Here is an 18,709-nt window from a genome sequence, read left to right on the forward strand (position 1 = left end):
AATCATCTCTAGGGCTCTGAATAAATATCGTTTTATAGTATTCAATATATCCTCAAATAAACCTAGGAAAAATCAAAAAAACCATCATTTTGCCACAGGAGCATGATTAGAAAATTTCTTATCTAAGTTACGCAATGGATCTGTACATTTTTTGCCTTTAGCAAGCCTTTCATTTTGGCGATAGGCTTATAGTGCTGTCATGCAATATTTCCGGTTTGACATATTTATAGGCGTATGCAAGTAATCCCTCGTTCAATTCCGGTTGGATAGCTATTACTATAGGAGCTTCCTTCTTATTCATACCCTTTTGTTGTATTAATGATGTACCTGTTATCGTGTCACAAAGTAAATTAAATTTTCCAATTAAGTTTTTAGCATTCAAAAAAGTTGAGTCTGCCAAGATCAAATGATAGGTTACTTGAGACTTATTTTTGTTCCAAATGGATTTTAATAAGCCAATGCCATGATCAGCACAAATTTCTATAGCTAATGATTGAGTTTTGTTTAAAGATATTATATTTCTATTGGTACCGGGCTGAAATAAAGTACTGCCTTGCACTAGGGGGGATCTCACTGTTGAACTATTAGGTAAAGTATATTCAAAACAAGGAGCTCGTTTGTCCACTTTACTCAATATTTCTCCCCCACTGAACAGATAGCAAACATTACGTACAACAGTAATTGCATGTTCGTATTTAGCCTGTGATCTTTCTAAATAGTTTTCAAAGTCTTTTTGTTCCACCGTATAAGCGCTTTTTTTATGTGAATTTTCTTGGTAGCGTTGTGCCATTTTTAGCATCTTAGAGAGTTGATGCTCATCCCGATATTCTTTGGCGAAAGCGTATGTAAAAATAACAATGCAATTTTGATTTAATCGAGTAAATTCTTTTAAACGTTCCTGGATCTTCAAATGCTCGGAATAATCAAGAATTTTCGCATTTACGGAGTTTGCCTTGGTTATTGCATATTCATGACTTAGTAAGATGATTTTATGATCAGGAAATTTTTTTTTTGCTAAATTATATCCGTCTTCGAAAGCACTTAGATAGAACTGTAGCTTTTCATCAAAGGAAGAATACTTTGGACTGGCTTCACCAGTAAGCTTTGAAAAATTAAAGCTTAAGATAATATTTTTCATAAAATTCCACTAGGGTCTGTTGACAATTCACCTGCCGCCTACGTGCCGCTTCTTGTCCGCGGCATCCATTCGATCTAAATCATTGGCAAATTTCTTCATACAGGTCACGCGATTGAGGGTTTAGTTTCTCTATTAAATTTATTTTCCATTGTCTTGGCCAATTTTTGAAACGTTTTTCACGTCGTGCTGCTTCAACGTATAATTCATATGCTTCATAATAGACCATCATATGTACGTTATACTGAGCAGTGAAACCAGGACTGACTTTATTTTTGTATTCCCAAGTCCGTTTAATGATGTCTGACGTAGACCCTACGTAAAGAGTACCATGATGCTGACTCGCAAGAATAGAAACATAAGCCAGACTCATCGTACTTCCTTGAATGTTGTACAAACACTGAGATAATACCGGAAGCTGCGCTACATAGGTAGCTATAAAAATGCGCATGCCATAGCAACAACAGAAGCATCGTTTCGCTTTAATTTATCAACTCTTGTGGCGATTGCACGAACGTGTTTTATTCTGAAAAAAAAATTTTCAACTCGATGTCTGTATTTATAAATACCCCAATCCATATCTGCATTGCCAGTTTTAGAATTGCTCTTTCCTGGAATCACGGGAATGGATGATTTTTTTCGAATGGTATCTCGAACCTCTTCGCTATCATAACCCTTATCTGCAATAGTATGTTCTGCAGCAGGTAACTTTTCGATAAATTCTGGTGCCACTTTGCAATCATGCACTTCGCCACCTGTTATTTCAAAATCAATAGGTAATCCGTGAGCATCAACGTCCATATGAATCTTCGTTGTATTTCCAGCAGCCGACTTACCAATGCCTTGTTCTTCCTTATTAGGCGCGCCAGCACTATGTTGATGAGCTTTGACAATACTGCCATCAATAAACTCCCATTCTAAATCGGGCTCTTGCACAAGCGTTTTAAAAATTTGAATTAACTTTTTTTGAGATGACCATCGATTAAATTGTTGATAAATTCAATTCCAGCATCCAAAATCTATCGGTAGGTCACGCCAAGGGCACTCAACCCGCATGCGATATAACATTGCCTCAACTATCCTACCAAGATTGGGCTTGTCATAAATTCTGTGCTGTAGCATGATCTCCCTCAGCTTTGACCAACGCTCGTCATTGAGCATGAGTCTAAGCATTGCAAACTCGTTTTATACTTGGTATCTGAGCCGTTATATTATGAGTTCGCTTTCATTAATCAATCAATTAGGTTGTTCAGCTTTTAATTTGACCATCTACTGGATGCCGCGGACAAGCCGCGGCACGTAGGCGGCAGGTGAATTGTCAACAGAACCTAGATTTAAGCATTAATATTTATTCATCTCGGTTGTCATTTTGTCATTATGAATGGAATAGATTAAGGAATTATTAAAATAAAAACGAAAGCAAGAGATCACCTCTGTACTGGACAAAAAATTAAGGAATAAAGGGGAATACAGAAGGAAGGCAAGGTAACTCGCTGATATCAAACTAAATAAGTATACTTCGATTCGCGAAAAAGGAGTTATACATGAATGAAATCAGCGAGTTGAAGTTGATATTAAAGCAGCAATTAAATTGGCACAAGTCACGAATTGATTTTTTTGCTCAAGCATTAGTTGGCTTATTTATCTGTCGGACGATAAATTTCAGAGAAATTGCGGTAAGCATGCCATCTGAAACGGAGATTGATTCGCGCTATAAACGAATTTATCGTTTTTTTTCTGGTTATACATTTGATTTTACATCAATAGCGCGGTGGTTATTCTATTTGTTTTTTACAAATAACGAGAAACTGTATATTAGCATTGACCGAACGAATTGGTTTTTTGGTAAAGCGAAAATAAACATATTTATGCTTTCTGTCTGCTATGAAGGGATTGCTATCCCACTATTTTGGACTCTATTAAACAAAGCAGGCAACACGACAGCAAAGGAACAAATTGCTCTTATCTCGCGATTTATCAATCTCTTCGGCAAAGAACGTATACAAGGTGTTCTGGCTGATAGAGAATTTACTAATAAGACGCTCATTGGATGGCTGATTGAAGAGAATATTCCCTTTTATTTACGCATCAAAGGGAATATGGATATCTGTATTAGACGTAAAAAATTTAAAACCTCCGCCCAGCTATTTTCACATCTTCAGCCTTTTCAACAGCAGGTTTTTGGCATGAGAGTACATTTATTCGGACAACCGCTTTACTTGGCCGGGAGTAAAAATTCTCGGGAAGAGCTCTTGATTGTTGTAACAAACCAACATCCCAAAAATGCAATTGCATGTTATTTGCGCCGCTGGGAAATTGAATCTTTGTTTCAATCTTTAAAAGGACGTGGGTTTCGATTTGAGGAAACGCATGTGACTCAAATAATACGTATTGAAAAAATCATTGCCTTTCTTGCCATCGCCTTTGCATGGGCCCACAAAGTAGGTGAATGGCGAGCTATTAGAAAAGCCATTCCCATTAAAAAAATCCGAAAGCAAAAACGGCCTCAGTATAGTTTCTTTCGATATGGATTGGATCTTATTAGAGATTTAATAACCAGACCAAACTACAAAAATAATAAAATCAAAGAGTTTAGACATATTATTAATCAATTAATTCCTGATCCAGCTTGGAGAACCACTGCATAGGGTTTTTTGTCCAGTACAGAGAGAGATCACAAGCAATCAGCTGACCAACATAAATCATTAATATTTATTTTCTATTGTATTATTTGTGTTCATATTTTCTTAATAATTTGTTGATAGAATCTCGTAAATTTTTTCCGCTAAAAATGAGGTTTTTATGATTACCGAAGAAGAAGTGCTCATTCATCAAGAAAATAATATTAGTCTTACGGCAAACAAAAAAAAGAAAACAGTTTCTTGGAATGACAACGAAAGTGAAGGGAAAATTAGACAGGAATATCTTAACGTTGGTCAGAGTGCTAGCCCATCAAAAAAAATGCTAGACACTCGAATGAAGCAATTAGTTGAACAAGAAGGATATTCCGAACTTGAGGCTGCTGCGTTTACTGGAAAACCCAAGACTCTCAGTGGAGAAGTAATTCTAAATGAACCAACTTTTTATAGTTCTCCGGAAGAAATAGAGGAGCAAGTGGCTGAAAAAAAAGAACTTAAAAATACAACTGGCAGTCAAGAAAAAAACACTAGAAATAGTTTCTTCAGGACCAATATGATTCACATTGGAATGCCAACTATAGATGAGCAAGAAAAAAACACTATGAACGGGAATGAAAATAAAGAAAAGAGAACTATTCAAGGGAACGAAAATATTTTCTTCAATCTACGACGCCCTCTTATTATTGGAATGACACCATCTATAGATACTTCTGCAATTATGGCTTTATCAAACTTCAGGTATTAATTTATTAAGAGATCACGTACTTGATATTTTTATCGTAATGAAGCGCAATCATCTTATATGTAAATAATGTAGATAATAAGTCAGCAAATTAACCGCCGTGCCACGGCGGTTAAGTCAAAATCAAATTTAATCTTTTTTGGGATTAATTAAATAAATACTTCTTGATAGATATTTATATTTTTACCTATGACAAACCTTAACTCACCGCAATTTTAAGCTAAAATCAGGCGGATAAATCTTATCTGTAACTCCTACTAAATTTTGCAGGACAATGAGTATCATTTACTTAATCAATTAGGTAGTATCTCAGTGAAACTAAATAAGTGATATATTCATAAAATTAAATGATATTGATCCACGACTACCAAGGAGCATTATGTCAACACATTTATTCATAAAAAAAATATCTATTGTTGCAATGATAACGTTAACAACGTCGGTTTTCGCAGCAAGCTATGATGGTTTAACTACTGATTATAAGAAATGGAAGAACCCAAATAATTTTAGGGATGCAGCAACAAGCTTGAATACAAGCTGTGAGTTCAATGCTCCCAATTATAGCTCTAGCTTTAGCCCCAGGGCTCAGATTAAAAGCTCTTCATTATTTAAAACAGATCTTTTATACCGTGCAAATAAAAATTTCTCCGGTAAATCATGTGCTGATGTTGGAAATCCAGATGTAATCTTGGATTTGGAATATGCTCCAGGTCAGAGCCCAACATATTGTCTTACTAAGGATAATAAAAAAGTTGTAGCGAAAGTTTTTAATACTTCCGGTGCAGCAATACACTCCATTGAAGCATTGCCTTATTTGCCAGATCAACAAAAAGCAGATGTCTGTAACTATATAAAAGAAGGAATTAACGATATCTCTCAAGGAAAATCCATTTTAGTTCATTGTAGTTCAGGCAAGGATCGTACAGGTGCTTATGTTGCATTATTAACCTATTTATTTACAGAGGCCGAAAATATTAGTGGCGATCAAAAACAAAGTGTTGAAACAGCAATTATGTGTGATTATTTGCGAAGTGGCACTGGAATATTTTCAAGTAGGCGTGCCCCAGCTCATTATCAACAAAATTATCTTGAAGACTTAGATTTATATAATGGCAATGCTGCAACAACTATTATTAACCAATGTAATTCCGTTGGAGTTACTCTTTCAACTGATGTAATCAAGAAAGCAGCGGATAATTTTATTAATAATAAATAAATGTATTGAACACATCCTTCAAACTGAAATCACTGTATGCTCATTAAGAGGTTACAGAGAGGATATTAGTGCTGATGAGATCTTTTTTGTCACAAAAAGACAAATTGCAGATATGCATGGACCTCATCAGTGACTCCAAAGCACTGGGATTTCAGTAGATAAGCAAGCATTATCAACATCTCGTGATCAATAGAGTGCTTTTAATATAATGACTGCAACATGCTCCCTTCATAAGGACGAATCATTTCATTATTATGTAAATGATGGATTAAGTTTGGGTTTGCGATAAAAGGTCTGCCAATTCCAAGTAAATTAAAGTCATTGTTTTCAATTTTATCTTGTCCATCTTTGAAATCATAACTCCCGCAAGCAATAAGTGTCCCTTTGTAATGCGAACGGATGAAGCTTGTCATAGTTTGATTATTCAACTCTGAGAAGATTGTCTGATCATTAAAATTACCGGTATGGACGTAGGCAATTGGAACTTGATTGAGTCGCTCTAATAAATATTTAAATACAAGCGCATCACGGTTATCGCCAATAATTTCATTAAGATAGGCACCCGGCGAAAGTCGAATTCCTACTCGTTCATAGCCAATAATCTCACCACAGGCTTTAACCACTTCTAGGGCAAAACGCGCCATATTTTCTGGAGTTTCTCCATAGGCATCTCCTCGATGATTGGTATTGTAATGTAAAAACTGATCGATGAGATAACCATTGGCACCATGAATTTCGATGCCATCAAAACCAGCTTCGATTGCATTTTTAGCGGCAATTGCATAACTTTGAATGATGTCTTTTATTTCGTTTAACGTAGCTGCACGGGAAATTCCATAGTTTAAACCCACAGCTCGATTTATTCTGCCTGTCATTATTGTTTCTGAAGCTGAAATAGGTAATTGACCATTTAAAAAATGAGGATGCGATACTCTACCAACATGCCAAATTTGTGAAAAAATATGGCCTGAGTGCGCGTGGACTGAATCTGTTATTTGGCGCCAACCATCAATCTGCCCACGGGTAAAAATGCCTGGAGCATTACTATACCCTTTTGCATCGGCACAAATAATGGTTCCTTCAGTGATAATTAATCCTGCATCAGCCCTTCGAGTATAATAATCTTTCATCAATGGCGTTGGGCTAAGATCATCATTAGCCATATTACGCGTCATTGGAGCCATTACAATGCGATTTTTTAACCGAAGGTCTTTAGTCAATTGGAATGGTGATAACAATAAATCAAGATTCATAGCAGCTCCTTTAAGTATATCTATATATCGCAAATTTTCGATTAATAGAGATAAAAAATTTTATAATACGCTTTTAAGTTGATCCATAAATTCACTAATAAAGGGTTTATTAAGCTTATAATAAGTCCATTGGCCTCGTCGTTCCATGATGATAAGCCCAGCCTGTTCAAGTTGCAAAAGGTATTGGGAGACCGTGGATTGTGATAAACCTATTTTTTTCTCAATTAACCCCACACAAACACCATCAGTGCTTACATCACAATGCGATGAAGTAAAGTGTTTGCTTGGCTCTTTTAACCATTCAAGGATTTGTAAGCGATTTTTATTAGAGAGCGCTTTTAAAACAATTAATCGATTCATATAAATTAGTATATCGTAATTTCTCGATATATCAAATTATTTCACAGGAATTAAAGAAAATCACATCAAACCCCTGAGAATATGAAACATCGACATGATTGCAATTAATTTGGCGATATTAGGGCTTAAAAAAGGAATGTAAGAGAGCGGAACGCATACATACTCTACTATCCTTTAAGTTAGGGAGATTTTGAAGATCATATTGGGCAATACTAATTCATCCAGAGAGGATCTATTTTTATACGGAATCTGACAGAATATAAACAGATTTATCCACAGAAAATGTGCATAACTAAATATAAAGTACTTTATTCACTAAAAGGGAAATCCAATATAGCGTCAGGCATCTACTTATGGGCGCTTGAAACATAAAGTGTCTGACATAATAAATATCCACAAGAGAGCATGCTGAAAAAAAGATGAGCTTTCGTATTCTGAACAAATCATAATTAAAAAATAGTGTTAACTGCAACCATTTTTCCATTGATGTCATTGGTAATAACGCGTGGTTTTTATGTTCATCTTACTGTATTTATTCGCTTTCAGACAGTCTCTACTTTTATTTTCTCATGCAATAATCCGTCTATACAGAGACAAACTATTAAAACTGTTTCAAACCCTGGTTTTGGACAGAGTTTGAAACTTACAAAATTACCATTTGGCGAGAGCGTTACCATGCCCTTCTTCATTCTTTTGAAACCTCTGCAGAGACGAGTTCACCATATTTGACTTTTCAGATTGAAAAAATCGCCCCGAGAACATTTTATTTGATTTATTACTAAGAGCTGTTGCAAAACGATCTGTAATAATATTTTTATCGGTTTGTTCATCATAATACATAAAACTCATATTGGATATTTGATAAGTTTTACCAGTATTGAGAGGAGTGATTTGGGTGATGTCTATAGGTGGTTTTGAAGTTTGCGCCACTAGCGCATGAGGCCATGCCGTTTTAAACTCTACTTCAGAAGCTACTTTTTCAACCATTAGTTTTATCTGTTTTCGTAGAGTTTCTAACTGCCCTGTTTTCTCCTCAAAATCAGCATGAAGCGCTGTTTTTCCCCAATTTGCAGAAAAGCTTGTTATCTCTAATTCTAAACTCTGAAATTGAGTAATTATTTGTGCAATATAAGGTAATATTTTTTATATGTTTCATCTGCAATCGGGGTATATTCAGAGCTTTTATTTTCTAACCAACCAATTGTCATATGCCATTTGCTTCGTTCTGTTGGTTTTAAACCGTTAATAGACAAACATTCTAAATGTTGATAAATATCATCACCTAAACTCGCACAGTCATCCGGCGCAAGATTTTCTGGACTATAATTGAGATCAATACCGATATAGTATCGATGGCCTTCTTCTTTTATTTCAAAATTACGCATATTTGTTTTCACTATTTCCTCATTCGGCTCAATTAATAACAATACAAACAAGCAATTGGATTTACATCTCAAAGTACTTGTAAAAGCAAGTCCTTTTTCATTTGGTTTATGATTTGACTGATTCAGAAGCTTTTTCATATTGGATATGGAAACTCTACATATTAAAAGTTCCCAGTGTTAGATGAATAAATGGTAATTTTTTCTGCACATCTTTCAAATTCACTATCAAGTTCTATCAGGCAAGAGAGTCAGATCCCCTGAAGAATGCTCAATACAATCCAATTGTAGTTATTTTAAATTGCAAAAAGCATCCTGATTTGTCATCCAATTATGCATGATAGTGTATATCCACGCTTCGGGCAAAAAAAGTTTTGTTTGGGCTTATGCCTCCTCAGAGATCTGGTTTTTTAGCTTATAAATTAAATTATACACTTGCGAACTATCCCATTGAGCGACATAATTTGTTTTTGTTTCATTTGAAGGGTGAATAATGGAATTTTTAAGTCAATATGGTATGTTCCTTTTAAAAGCTATAACTGTTGTCGTTTCAATTTTGGTAGTATTCGCTGGCTTTTTTGCTATTAGCCGCAAACCGAAAAACAAGCTAGAAATCACCTCATTGAATGAACACTATGATCACATCGCATCTCTAATGAATAAAGAAATTCTCGGCAAAAAAACTCCAAAGAAAAAAAGCAGAAAAGTGAAGAGCAATCCACGTTATATGTCATTGATTTCCATGGAGATATCAAGGCCTCACAAGTAGAACAACTACGAGAAGAAATTAATGCGATACTTTGTACCGCAACGTCTCGAGATGAAGTTCTAGTTCGTTTAGATAGTCCAGGCGGGGTAGTAAATAGTTATGGGTTAGCTGCGTCACAATTACAACGTATTCGCGATAGAAATATTCCCCTAACTGTGAGTATTGATAAAATGGCTGCAAGTGGTGGTTATCTGATGGCCTGCGTTGCGAATCAAGTTATTGCTGCCCCTTTTGCAATCATTGGATCTATAGGTGTTGTAGCACAAATACCCAATTTTCATCGATGGCTTAAAAAACATGATATTGATATCGAATTATTAACAGCCGGAGAATACAAGCGAACATTAACTCTTTTCGGAGAAAACACAGAAAAAGGTAGAGAAAAAGCCCAGGATGACTTAGAAAAAATACATGCCGCATTCAGGAATTACGTGGCTGCTAATCGTGATCAACTGGATATAGATAAAGTATCGACTGGTGAACATTGGTTGGCAAAAGACGCGTTTGATCTAAAGTTAATTGATAGATTATGTACAAGTGATGATTATCTCTTAGAAAAAATCTCATCCTATAAAACATTTAAACTTACCGTTCCCCCTAAAACATTTCTGGCGAATAAACTGCTTAAACCAGTAATGCAGCTCATGCATCCTTGGGGTTAAACACGGCTAGAAAGCTTTTAATATTCAGGAAATTAACACAATAAATGATTGATCTGATGAAATTAGGATAATGGTATATAATTAACTTATATTACAGAGTGGAGTGAGTTATGAGTGACTTTAAATCAAAATTACCTGATCTCAAGGAATTAGCTTCCATGACAAGCAAACTATATACGGACATCAAAAAAAGCGTAGGGGAGATTGTCCAATCTTATAAAGAAAATAGAACACAGCCAGGAGGTGAAAGTGAACAACCAAAGACACAAGCTCCTACAGAGGAAATAAAGGCTGCAAGTACCCCTGTTCCAGAGACACAACCTATAAAAGAAGAAGTAATAACTGAAAATAAACCTCTTCCAGAGGAAAGACCAAATCCAGAAGAACAAGCCGTCGATGCACCAATTAACGATGATAGCAAAAAATAACAATTGATGTTATTTCACATCAGATATTTTATCACAGGCTTACTTGCAGGATAATAGCTAGTTAAGCCTGGATAGTTTTTTGAATCCGAGCTATATAAATCTAAATGGTATTATGTCAATATTATCTCCTAGAGCGTGAACGTTCACACAATGGTGTCAAATTTATGAATTAAGCATAGGTAGAGTATTCACCCCGGAATGACATCGCTTCCTTTCGCAAAATCGTATAGCCACTTTAAGCTGGTATCTGTACGAAAACAGAAAGTTTTTTCGTATATGCCTTAACGTGACAAAAAAATCGGGCTTGTAAACTCACTCTGGACGTGTCAGACCGTATTTTCTCATTTTTTCAACTAAAGTGGTGCGACGCATATTCAAATAATTTGCTGCATGAGAAACAACCCAATCTGATTCATTTAAAGCTTGGCTAATAAGAGCTAACTCTGTTTTGACCAAATGTTCTTTTAAATCGATGCCTTCAGTATTTGACGCTGTTCCCTGGCTGATGACCTGTAATAAAGCTTCTCGTTCTGAATCCGGAGTATCTAAATCAAAATAGGGTTTATATTCACCACGTATCTTTTGTGGTAGATCTTCTTTACTTAAAATACCTTTAGGATACAAAATTGTCAATCGCTCCACTAAATTAGCCAACTCTCTGATATTACCAGGCCAACTGTACTCTGACAAAGCCGCCATTGCATCTGGCATCAGATGAACAATTGGTCTGTTTTCACTTTCAATACGTGCAATCAATTCATTAAATAAAAGTGGAATATCTTCAGTCCTTTCTCTTAATGGCGGCATTTCAATAGGAAACACATTCAGTCTATAAAATAAATCTTCTCTAAATTTTCCTTCTTTGATTGCTTCTTCTAAATTTCTATGGGTTGCGGCTATAATTCTTACATTAACATCAATACTTTTATTTGAACCAACACGTTCAAAACAACGTTCTTGTAATACACGCAACAATTTAACTTGCATGGGTAAAGGCATATCACCTATTTCATCGAGAAATAAAGTACCACTATTCGCTAATTCAAATCGTCCCTGCCTCGAAGTAATTGCCCCTGTAAATGCCCCCTTTTCATGACCAAATAATTCACTTTCAAGAAGCTCCCCTGGAATAGCGCCACAATTAATAGGTATAAACGGCTTATTTGCTCTTGATGAAAATGCGTGTATATTGCGCGCGACTACCTCTTTTCCAGTACCCGACTCTCCTAAAACCAAAACACTAGCCTCAGTATCAGCTACTTGTTCAATTAACCTACGCACCGTGCGAATACTCAAGCTATTCCCTACTAAACTTCGAAATAAAGGATTTCTATGATTACCCATAGTTATAGACTTAACTGTTTCTTGGGCAATTTTGCATTGGTGCAATGCTTCCATTATTTGCACATAGCTAAATGGAAAGGGCTGACAGGAAACGACATTTCGCAAGATACATTGTGTATCATTTAATTGTTTGCCAATAACTATGATTGGCGTTTTGACAAATTTATTTACTAATGCATCGAGTTCATGCAGAGTTTCCTCAAGTGACTCACTTGCACCAAGAACAATTGCATTTGGATTCGGCTCAACAAGAACCTGCCATTTACCATACATGCCAACTTCAGTTGATTCACCGATAAAGTCAAGTATAGTGCGTATTTTTTCACCACGACTTTTATTATTATCAATGATATAAACCCTGTCACTAATACTCATATACTTATCCTAAGCTTTATCTTTATATCCTCTCTCTTTCTCTTATAATTAATATAGTAGGAAACCATCAATAATTAAATTATCGATAACACACTATCGTTTTAAACGCATTGCACAGATTACCAAAACATAGCTCCTCGCTTCCTATTGTTTTAGTAGCACCTACTTGAGTTTCTTTAACAAATGATTTAGCTTTTATGAAACTCATTCGCTTACAAAAAGAGTTCGCAGCCCGCATACCACATCCCTGTTTTTGCTCATAACACCAATCTACTCGATAGGCATTATAACGAGGAGCTGCAAAACGCTTTTCTCGATAATGATATGATTTTGGTGGAATATGTGATAAATCAGTAACACAAGCAATAGTCATAAAACCATTGCAGCGCCAACCTTTGCAAAGTGCTCCCGTTGAGATGTAGTGTGTTAAACCAAGGTTATAAGCGATTTCATTTTGACGTGCATAATCATAACCAAGCATTCGACAATATCGATCAGCTACTAATTTTCCGCACTCTTTACCATCAGCAGTACAATAAGCTAAGCGCTCACCTAAGAAAGTAGGATGCCAAAAACTACGAAAAGCCTTATTTTGTTTTTCAGCCGTGTTCGAATAGCCTTGTAAAGAAAAAAATATAAAAACAAAAAACAAAAAAAATCTGAAATTAATCATTAAAAACAATCCTTTAGTGACTATTAACTCATGTTAGCTGATGAGACTACACCACACAAGTGTGTATTATACAGCTTAATCACCATTGATGTATTCAATGCAGCACATCTAATTTCGCTCTTAGCATACAAAGATTATTTTTGGATAAATTGTCAACAAAGCCTAATGAACCTACATTTACTATCAGAAGCATTACACCTGTTTTTCTGAACGGCAGTTAGAACCGAGACTCAAACTGTGATTAAATAGGATTCTCACTATCAATAAATAAATGCTCAAGTTCAAATTGAGATGCTAGATGATTTCCTAAAGCCTGGATTCCGTATCGCTCTGTTGCATGGTGGCCGCAAGAGTAATAATGAATACCCAATTCTTTTGCCTGATAATAGGTTCGCTCCGAAATTTCTCCACTAAGATAAGCATCCACACCCAATTGGTATGCATTTTCTATAAAATCCTGGGCACCGCCACTACACCAAGCAATATTTGTGATGGGTTTATCGCTACCCACAATAAGCAATGGAGTCCTTTGCAATTTCTTTGCTAGAAACTCTGAAAACTCTGTATGACTCATTGTTTGCGACAGCTTTCCTGACCAGAGCAAATTGTCTGTAGTGCCTGCACGGTGCATATGGATCAAGTCGACTTCAAACAATTTAGCTAAGCAGGCATTATTTCCAAATTCAGAGTGACAATCCAAAGGTAAGTGATACGCAAACAGATTAATATCATTTCGCAAAAGCTTATTAATTCGATGCCGTTTCATTCCAGTAATCATTGGCGCTTCTCCACGCCAAAAATATCCATGATGGACTAAAAGGGCATCTGCACTCCATAAGATTGCTTGTGAAATTACCTCATCAGAAGCAGTCACTGCAGTGCAAATTCGATTAATCTGTGGTTTACCCTCAACCTGAATTCCGTTAGGTGCATAATCATTATAACGTTCGCAACCCAATAATTGCTGCAGGTACAATGAGAGTTCTTCTCGAGTAATCACCGGTCAGAAACTCGCTTAATATCAGCACCTAATAAAGATAATTTTTCTTCTATACGTTCATAACCTCTGTCTACATGATAAATACGCTCAACTGACGTCTCACCTTCAGCAACTAAGCCAGCTAAAATCAAGCTGGCTGAAGCACGTAGGTCAGTTGCCATCACGGGTGCACCAGTTAACCGCTCAACACCATTAATTATTGCGGTATTACCATTCAGCTGAATCTGAGCGCCCATACGCTGTAATTCTTGTACATGCATAAAACGATTTTCAAATATTGTTTCAACTATAGTCGAAGAGCCATCAGCTATTGAATTCATTGCCATAAATTGAGCTTGCATGTCTGTAGCAAAAGCTGGGTACGGAGCAGTAGAAATATTAACCGCTTGAGGACGCTGGTTATTCATATTAAGACTTACCCAATCCTCACCAATAGCCAATTCAGCTCCTGCCTCCTCAAATTTACACAATTGAGATAACAAAGTATCAGGGCGAACTCGCTTAACCGTAACATGTCCACGAGTCAAAGCTCCAGCCGCCAGATATGTTCCTGCCTCAATTCTATCTGGCATTACAGAATAAACTCCACCCGAAAGATCTGAGACACCTTCAATCTCAATAATGGAAGTTCCGGCACCTGAAATTTTAGCGCCCATTTGAATTAAAAAATGAGCCAAATCGACTACCTCGGGTTCACGTGCTGCATTTTTAATGACCGTCGTTCCTTCAGCAAGTGTTGCGGCCATTAATATGTTTTCAGTACCAGTGACTGTAACTGTATCAAACATGATGCGTTTGCCTTGCAAACGACCACGTCTACATTGAGCGTTAATGTAACCATTTTTAACAGTAATATCAGCACCCATTGATTTTAATGCTTTCAAATGCAAATCGACAGGCCGCGTTCCAATAGCACACCCTCCCGGTAAAGATACATCTGCTTTACCAAAACGTGCTAACAGAGGCCCCAATACCAAAATTGAGGCCCGCATAGTTTTAACCAAATCATAAGGGGCAACAAATTCATTCACTTGACTGGCATCAACCTGGACATTCATTTTTTCGTCAACAATTAAATGAGCACCTAATTGACCTAATAACTCCATCATTGTTGTGATGTCTTTAAGATGAGGTACATTTGAAATCGTTACATGATCTCTTGCAAGCAAACTCGCGGCCATTATTGGCAAAGCCGCATTTTTCGCCCCAGAAATAACCACTTCACCATGTAATGCTTTACCGCCATTAATTAATAATTTATCCATGTTGCTTCCCCCATTCTTCTTTTGTCCACGTCTTCATGTTAATTGCATGAAGCCTGCCAGTGGTGATCAATTCTTTCAGTTGCGTATAGACCCATTGTTGCCTGGCTACTTTGGGTTTATTTAAAAAGATATCACTTACTATGGTTATTTGATAGTGATAACCATCCCCTTCCACTTTAACGTAAAAAACATCTTCAATGGCCTTAAATTTCTGTTCGATTTCTTCGTTCTTCAACATTAAAATTAGCTCACAAATTGAAATAAATACAAACTGTTAGGCAGTTCAATCGTAAGATCTTATTAAATCCTGGAAAAACCACCTTTTTCTACGTTCCTCGACTTATTGAAAAGTTGCATTCAACCTATATTTTATCGTCCAGATAAAAAGAAAACCCAGGTTACGGCTATGCCTCTACCCAGGCTACATAGATCATCGAAGTACATTATACTGTTTCTAAAATACTCTTTACACCACAAAACTCTGCCAAAGATTGTGTTTCAGCAGGCATTCCAATTACTTCAAAAGCTTTATTACTTTTTTTACATAGCTTTCTGGCCTCAATCAGCAATGCTAAACCCGCACTATCACAATGCTTTACGTTACTTAAATCAAGAGTGAATAGATCACTCTTATCATCGATCAAAGCTTGATATAGTTTTGCCCGTACTTCTACTACTGACTTAAATGTCAGATCTACATCAGGTTTAAAATGAACTCTATTCACAATTAAGAAGCCCTTTTAAGCTGTTTCTTTTCCATTAATTGAATCACATCATCAATACTGGAGTTTTGTAATGCTTGGGCAAATTGCGATCTGAAACTTTGTAACAAACTCACACCCTCCACACTAATGTCATAAATTTTCCATTGGCCATTTTTATCAACAAGGCTATAAGATAAAGGAATGTTTTGGCCTTCTGTACGAACTATAATACTATTGACTCGTATAAATCTGGAATTTAAAGAACCTCTTAAAGGCAAAAACTGCACACTCTCATCGGCATATTGAGCTAAAGGACTAGAGTAAGTACGAATAACGAGACGAGTAAATGCTTTAGAGAATTGAGCTCTTTGTGCAGTTGTCGCTTTGGTCCATGCTTGCCTCCCTAAAACAGAACGAGACATTCCAACCACATCAACAATAGGCAACAAATGTGTTTCAACAGCTTTATAGATAATATTAGGGTTGCTTTTCAAACTGGACTTGTTTTCTTTGAGGGTTGCAATAATATTATTAGCAGTCTCCTCTAGCATAGGAATAGGAGAGTTTTGCGCTGCACTCATTACTGGAGATCCAATCACACCTATAACGAATAAGATGGTTTTTATTATTCTCATGTTCTTTAACCCTTATTTTTTAATGTTAAACAGCAATTGACCAATTAAATTTTCTAAAATGATTGCTTCTTGAGTTTTATCGATCACATCTCCATTTTGTAAATAAGGATGGTCTTTACTCTCTTCGTCTTCAAAACCGGGCACAATACTAATATAGTTTGAGCCAAGCAACCCTTCTGTCAAAATTCGCGCTGAAGTATCTTCATATGGAATTTTTTTATCACTTCTTAAGCGCATTGTTACTTTGGCATTCAGCTCACCGGGTTGCAATTCGATACGAGTTACTTCTCCAATTTTAACTCCAGCCACTGTAACAGGTGCCCGAACTTTCAAACCACCAATATCAGTAAACCCTGCAGTTACCTGATAATGGTCTTGAGACATGAAATTTGAGAAATTACTCACTTTCATGGTCATAACCAATAAAGCCAATACACCAAGCAACATAAACAGGCCAACACTAAAATCTACGTAACGTTGCTTATTCATTTACCAGTCTCCAATCATCATCGCGGTCAACAAAAAATCAAGTCCTAACACTGCAAGCGAAGAATAAACCACTGTTTTAGTCGTCGCCTGGCTAATACCTTCTGCAGTAGGCACACATTCAAACCCCTGGAACACTGATATCCAGGTTACAACAAAAGCAAAAACTAAGCTTTTAATAATACCACTGAGTACATCAATACGAAAATCAACTGCTGCCTGCATATTGGACCAAAAGCTTCCCGCATCGACCCCTAACCAATGTACTCCAATAAAATACCCTCCAAAGACGGCTACAGCTGAAAAGATTAATGCTAAAAGAGGTAAAGCAATAAAACCAGCTAAAAATCGAGGATAAATAACTCTGCCTAAAGGATCAACACCCATCATATCCATGCTGGACAGCTGTTCTGTTGCTTTCATTAAGCCAATTTCCGCAGTTAAAGCAGAACCAGCTCGACCTGCAAACAACAAAGCACTGATTACTGGTCCAAGTTCTCTCGAGATGCTTAAAGCTAATAATTGACCTAACTGACTTGAAGCACCAAATTTTTGCAAAGTATTGTAGCCTTGTAAACCAACAACCATCCCAATGAATAACGCAGAAACAATAATAATTAAGCAGGATAATACACCAACAAAATAAATTTGATAACGTACCAGAGCCCATAGCTTCGAAATATGTGGTTTTCTGAATAACATGAGAAATAAAAATAAACCAGAACTACCTAAGTCTTGTAAGATTCGTGAACCACGACTACCTATACGTGTTATGAACTCAAACATCTAATAGCTCCTCTGTATAAGGCCTGGCAGGATAATGAAAGCGCACTACTCCATCTGCTTCCCCATGCATAAATTGTTTCACCTGAGGTTCAGTAGATTGTAATAATTCCTGCGGTGTTCCTTCTCCTATGATTTTTCCGCCAAAAATAAGATATATATAATCTGCGATTGAACACGTTTCTTCTACATCATGAGAGACAATAATCGTTGTCGTATGCAACAGCTCATTTAATCTTTTAATCAGTCGAACCAGAACTCCCAATGAAATAGGATCTTGTCCAGTAAAGGGCTCATCGTACATCATAAGCTCTGGATCCAACGCGATTGTACGTGCTAAAGCAACTCGTCGTGCCATTCCACCAGACAACTGAGCAGGCATTAAATCAACGGCTCCGCGTAAACCAACAGCCTCAAGTTTCATCAATACAATGTTACGTAACATGGACGCATTTAATTGTGTATGTTCTCTTAGAGGAAAAGCAACATTCTCAAATACTGATAGATGAGTAAACAACGCGGAGCTTTGAAAAAGAAGCCCCATATTACGTCTTGCTTCATATAAAGCTTTTCGAGGCAATTGATGCATATTTTGACCATTTACATTAATAACACCACTATCGGGCTTTAATTGTGCACCAATTAGCTGCAATAAAGTCGTCTTTCCAGAACCGCTCGGCCCCATGATCGCAGTAATATTACCTCGTTTCACTTTCATATTAATGCCATCGAAGATACGGCGCTTTTCACGAGTAAATATTAAATTCTTTATTTCAACCCAATTTTCAGGCATTCTCTCTTTTTCCGGTTTAGCCAAAAGTAGGAGTATATACTGGATCACAAAAAAAAATGAGCGAT

At 36.5% G+C, this 18,709-nt stretch carries 20 protein-coding genes and 2 pseudogenes; 5 read left to right on the forward strand and 17 right to left on the reverse strand.

Annotation, left to right across the window (positions count from 1 at the left end):
- Nucleotides 1-169: 169 nt before the first annotated feature.
- From EL220_RS10190 to EL220_RS10200, 3 genes and pseudogenes are all read right to left on the reverse strand, one after another.
- Nucleotides 170-1,138 (reverse strand): hypothetical protein, encoded by a 969-nt coding sequence (locus EL220_RS10190; RefSeq protein ID WP_027271928.1) that lies wholly within the window; start codon nucleotides 1,136-1,138, stop codon nucleotides 170-172.
- Nucleotides 1,139-1,217: 79 nt separating this feature from the next.
- Complete coding sequence (locus EL220_RS10195) at nucleotides 1,218-1,508, reverse strand: GIY-YIG nuclease family protein (protein ID WP_128130985.1); 291 nt, start codon at nucleotides 1,506-1,508, stop codon at nucleotides 1,218-1,220.
- Between the two features lie 62 nt (nucleotides 1,509-1,570).
- Nucleotides 1,571-2,308: pseudogene (locus tag EL220_RS10200) on the reverse strand (IS5 family transposase).
- A 371-nt stretch (nucleotides 2,309-2,679) separates the two neighbouring features.
- Between EL220_RS10200 and EL220_RS10205 the strand changes: the two are divergent.
- The 3 genes from EL220_RS10205 (at nucleotide 2,680) to EL220_RS10215 (ending at nucleotide 5,732) form a co-directional block, all read left to right on the forward strand.
- A complete protein-coding gene (locus EL220_RS10205) occupies nucleotides 2,680-3,783 on the forward strand; it encodes an IS4 family transposase (protein WP_058390696.1) in 1,104 nt (367 codons plus the stop codon).
- A gap of 154 nt (nucleotides 3,784-3,937) precedes the next feature.
- Entirely contained in the window at nucleotides 3,938-4,519 is a 582-nt protein-coding gene (locus tag EL220_RS10210; protein WP_027271282.1) for a hypothetical protein, read from the forward strand.
- A gap of 376 nt (nucleotides 4,520-4,895) precedes the next feature.
- Complete coding sequence (locus EL220_RS10215; RefSeq protein WP_027271281.1) at nucleotides 4,896-5,732, forward strand: tyrosine-protein phosphatase; 837 nt, start codon at nucleotides 4,896-4,898, stop codon at nucleotides 5,730-5,732.
- Between the two features lie 200 nt (nucleotides 5,733-5,932).
- On the opposite strand, the gene EL220_RS10220 is transcribed toward EL220_RS10215, so the two are convergent.
- The 4 genes from EL220_RS10220 to EL220_RS18960 all read right to left on the reverse strand — a co-directional run bounded on the left by EL220_RS10220 (nucleotide 5,933) and on the right by EL220_RS18960 (nucleotide 8,742).
- A complete protein-coding gene (locus tag EL220_RS10220; protein ID WP_027271280.1) occupies nucleotides 5,933-6,985 on the reverse strand; it encodes an alkene reductase in 1,053 nt (350 codons plus the stop codon).
- A 60-nt stretch (nucleotides 6,986-7,045) separates the two neighbouring features.
- The gene (locus EL220_RS10225) at nucleotides 7,046-7,345 is read right to left on the reverse strand and encodes an ArsR/SmtB family transcription factor (protein ID WP_027271279.1); all 300 of its coding nucleotides are present in this window, start codon (nucleotides 7,343-7,345) and stop codon (nucleotides 7,046-7,048) included.
- Nucleotides 7,346-7,996: 651 nt separating this feature from the next.
- A complete protein-coding gene (locus EL220_RS18955; protein WP_232002381.1) occupies nucleotides 7,997-8,332 on the reverse strand; it encodes a hypothetical protein in 336 nt (111 codons plus the stop codon).
- 128 nt (nucleotides 8,333-8,460) lie between these two features.
- Nucleotides 8,461-8,742, reverse strand: coding sequence for a hypothetical protein (locus EL220_RS18960; RefSeq protein WP_232002382.1), 282 nt, complete (start codon nucleotides 8,740-8,742; stop codon nucleotides 8,461-8,463).
- A 502-nt stretch (nucleotides 8,743-9,244) separates the two neighbouring features.
- Here EL220_RS18960 and sohB point away from each other — a divergent pair.
- Together sohB and EL220_RS10240 are read left to right on the forward strand one after the other, a co-directional pair.
- Nucleotides 9,245-10,158 (forward strand): annotated as a pseudogene (gene sohB / locus EL220_RS10235) (protease SohB).
- Between the two features lie 110 nt (nucleotides 10,159-10,268).
- Nucleotides 10,269-10,586, forward strand: coding sequence for a hypothetical protein (locus EL220_RS10240; protein WP_027271276.1), 318 nt, complete (start codon nucleotides 10,269-10,271; stop codon nucleotides 10,584-10,586).
- Nucleotides 10,587-10,898: 312 nt separating this feature from the next.
- On the opposite strand, the gene EL220_RS10245 is transcribed toward EL220_RS10240, so the two are convergent.
- The 10 genes from EL220_RS10245 to EL220_RS10290 all read right to left on the reverse strand — a co-directional run bounded on the left by EL220_RS10245 (nucleotide 10,899) and on the right by EL220_RS10290 (nucleotide 18,644).
- Entirely contained in the window at nucleotides 10,899-12,305 is a 1,407-nt protein-coding gene (locus EL220_RS10245; RefSeq protein ID WP_027271275.1) for a sigma-54 interaction domain-containing protein, read from the reverse strand.
- 79 nt (nucleotides 12,306-12,384) lie between these two features.
- A complete protein-coding gene (locus tag EL220_RS10250) occupies nucleotides 12,385-12,978 on the reverse strand; it encodes a hypothetical protein (protein ID WP_027271274.1) in 594 nt (197 codons plus the stop codon).
- A 241-nt stretch (nucleotides 12,979-13,219) separates the two neighbouring features.
- A complete protein-coding gene (locus EL220_RS10255; RefSeq protein WP_027271273.1) occupies nucleotides 13,220-13,978 on the reverse strand; it encodes a Nif3-like dinuclear metal center hexameric protein in 759 nt (252 codons plus the stop codon).
- On the reverse strand, nucleotides 13,975-15,243 hold the full coding sequence (murA, locus tag EL220_RS10260) for a UDP-N-acetylglucosamine 1-carboxyvinyltransferase (RefSeq protein ID WP_027271272.1): 1,269 nt from the start codon (nucleotides 15,241-15,243) through the stop codon (nucleotides 13,975-13,977). The genes EL220_RS10255 and murA overlap by 4 nt, the downstream gene beginning before the upstream one ends.
- Nucleotides 15,236-15,481, reverse strand: coding sequence for a BolA family protein (locus EL220_RS10265; protein WP_027271271.1), 246 nt, complete (start codon nucleotides 15,479-15,481; stop codon nucleotides 15,236-15,238). Before EL220_RS10265 ends, murA begins: the two co-directional genes overlap by 8 nt.
- Nucleotides 15,482-15,686: 205 nt before the next feature.
- Nucleotides 15,687-15,968 carry an STAS domain-containing protein gene (locus EL220_RS10270; protein WP_027271270.1) on the reverse strand — a complete coding sequence of 94 codons (282 nt, stop codon included), beginning with the start codon at nucleotides 15,966-15,968 and terminating at the stop codon, nucleotides 15,687-15,689.
- A 2-nt stretch (nucleotides 15,969-15,970) separates the two neighbouring features.
- Entirely contained in the window at nucleotides 15,971-16,582 is a 612-nt protein-coding gene (locus EL220_RS10275; RefSeq protein ID WP_027271269.1) for an MlaC/ttg2D family ABC transporter substrate-binding protein, read from the reverse strand.
- A 12-nt stretch (nucleotides 16,583-16,594) separates the two neighbouring features.
- Nucleotides 16,595-17,071 (reverse strand): outer membrane lipid asymmetry maintenance protein MlaD, encoded by a 477-nt coding sequence (mlaD, locus tag EL220_RS10280; protein ID WP_027271268.1) that lies wholly within the window; start codon nucleotides 17,069-17,071, stop codon nucleotides 16,595-16,597.
- Nucleotides 17,072-17,854, reverse strand: a complete 783-nt coding sequence (gene mlaE, locus EL220_RS10285) for a lipid asymmetry maintenance ABC transporter permease subunit MlaE (RefSeq protein ID WP_027271267.1) — start codon at nucleotides 17,852-17,854, stop codon at nucleotides 17,072-17,074.
- Nucleotides 17,847-18,644: an ABC transporter ATP-binding protein gene (locus EL220_RS10290; RefSeq protein WP_027271266.1), complete on the reverse strand. Its 798-nt coding sequence runs from the start codon at nucleotides 18,642-18,644 to the stop codon at nucleotides 17,847-17,849. The genes mlaE and EL220_RS10290 overlap by 8 nt, the downstream gene beginning before the upstream one ends.
- Nucleotides 18,645-18,709 lie beyond the last annotated feature (65 nt).

The sequence above is a fragment of the Legionella sainthelensi genome, assembly GCF_900637685.1.
Classification (GTDB): Bacteria; Pseudomonadota; Gammaproteobacteria; order Legionellales; family Legionellaceae; genus Legionella; species Legionella sainthelensi.

Coding starts and splice junctions, on each gene's coding strand:
- EL220_RS10250 (WP_027271274.1), bottom strand. CDS start 12,978: ATGATTAATTTCAGATTTTTTTTGTTTTTTGTTTTTATATTTTTTTCT.
- mlaE (WP_027271267.1), bottom strand. CDS start 17,854: ATGTTTGAGTTCATAACACGTATAGGTAGTCGTGGTTCACGAATCTTA.
- EL220_RS10245 (WP_027271275.1), bottom strand. CDS start 12,305: ATGAGTATTAGTGACAGGGTTTATATCATTGATAATAATAAAAGTCGT.
- EL220_RS10210 (WP_027271282.1), top strand. CDS start 3,938: ATGATTACCGAAGAAGAAGTGCTCATTCATCAAGAAAATAATATTAGT.
- EL220_RS10240 (WP_027271276.1), top strand. CDS start 10,269: ATGAGTGACTTTAAATCAAAATTACCTGATCTCAAGGAATTAGCTTCC.
- EL220_RS10275 (WP_027271269.1), bottom strand. CDS start 16,582: ATGAGAATAATAAAAACCATCTTATTCGTTATAGGTGTGATTGGATCT.
- EL220_RS10290 (WP_027271266.1), bottom strand. CDS start 18,644: ATGCCTGAAAATTGGGTTGAAATAAAGAATTTAATATTTACTCGTGAA.
- mlaD (WP_027271268.1), bottom strand. CDS start 17,071: ATGAATAAGCAACGTTACGTAGATTTTAGTGTTGGCCTGTTTATGTTG.
- EL220_RS10190 (WP_027271928.1), bottom strand. CDS start 1,138: ATGAAAAATATTATCTTAAGCTTTAATTTTTCAAAGCTTACTGGTGAA.
- murA (WP_027271272.1), bottom strand. CDS start 15,243: ATGGATAAATTATTAATTAATGGCGGTAAAGCATTACATGGTGAAGTG.
- EL220_RS10220 (WP_027271280.1), bottom strand. CDS start 6,985: ATGAATCTTGATTTATTGTTATCACCATTCCAATTGACTAAAGACCTT.
- EL220_RS10225 (WP_027271279.1), bottom strand. CDS start 7,345: ATGAATCGATTAATTGTTTTAAAAGCGCTCTCTAATAAAAATCGCTTA.
- EL220_RS10265 (WP_027271271.1), bottom strand. CDS start 15,481: ATGTTGAAGAACGAAGAAATCGAACAGAAATTTAAGGCCATTGAAGAT.
- EL220_RS10215 (WP_027271281.1), top strand. CDS start 4,896: ATGTCAACACATTTATTCATAAAAAAAATATCTATTGTTGCAATGATA.
- EL220_RS18955 (WP_232002381.1), bottom strand. CDS start 8,332: ATGGTTGAAAAAGTAGCTTCTGAAGTAGAGTTTAAAACGGCATGGCCT.
- EL220_RS10195 (WP_128130985.1), bottom strand. CDS start 1,508: ATGAGTCTGGCTTATGTTTCTATTCTTGCGAGTCAGCATCATGGTACT.
- EL220_RS10205 (WP_058390696.1), top strand. CDS start 2,680: ATGAATGAAATCAGCGAGTTGAAGTTGATATTAAAGCAGCAATTAAAT.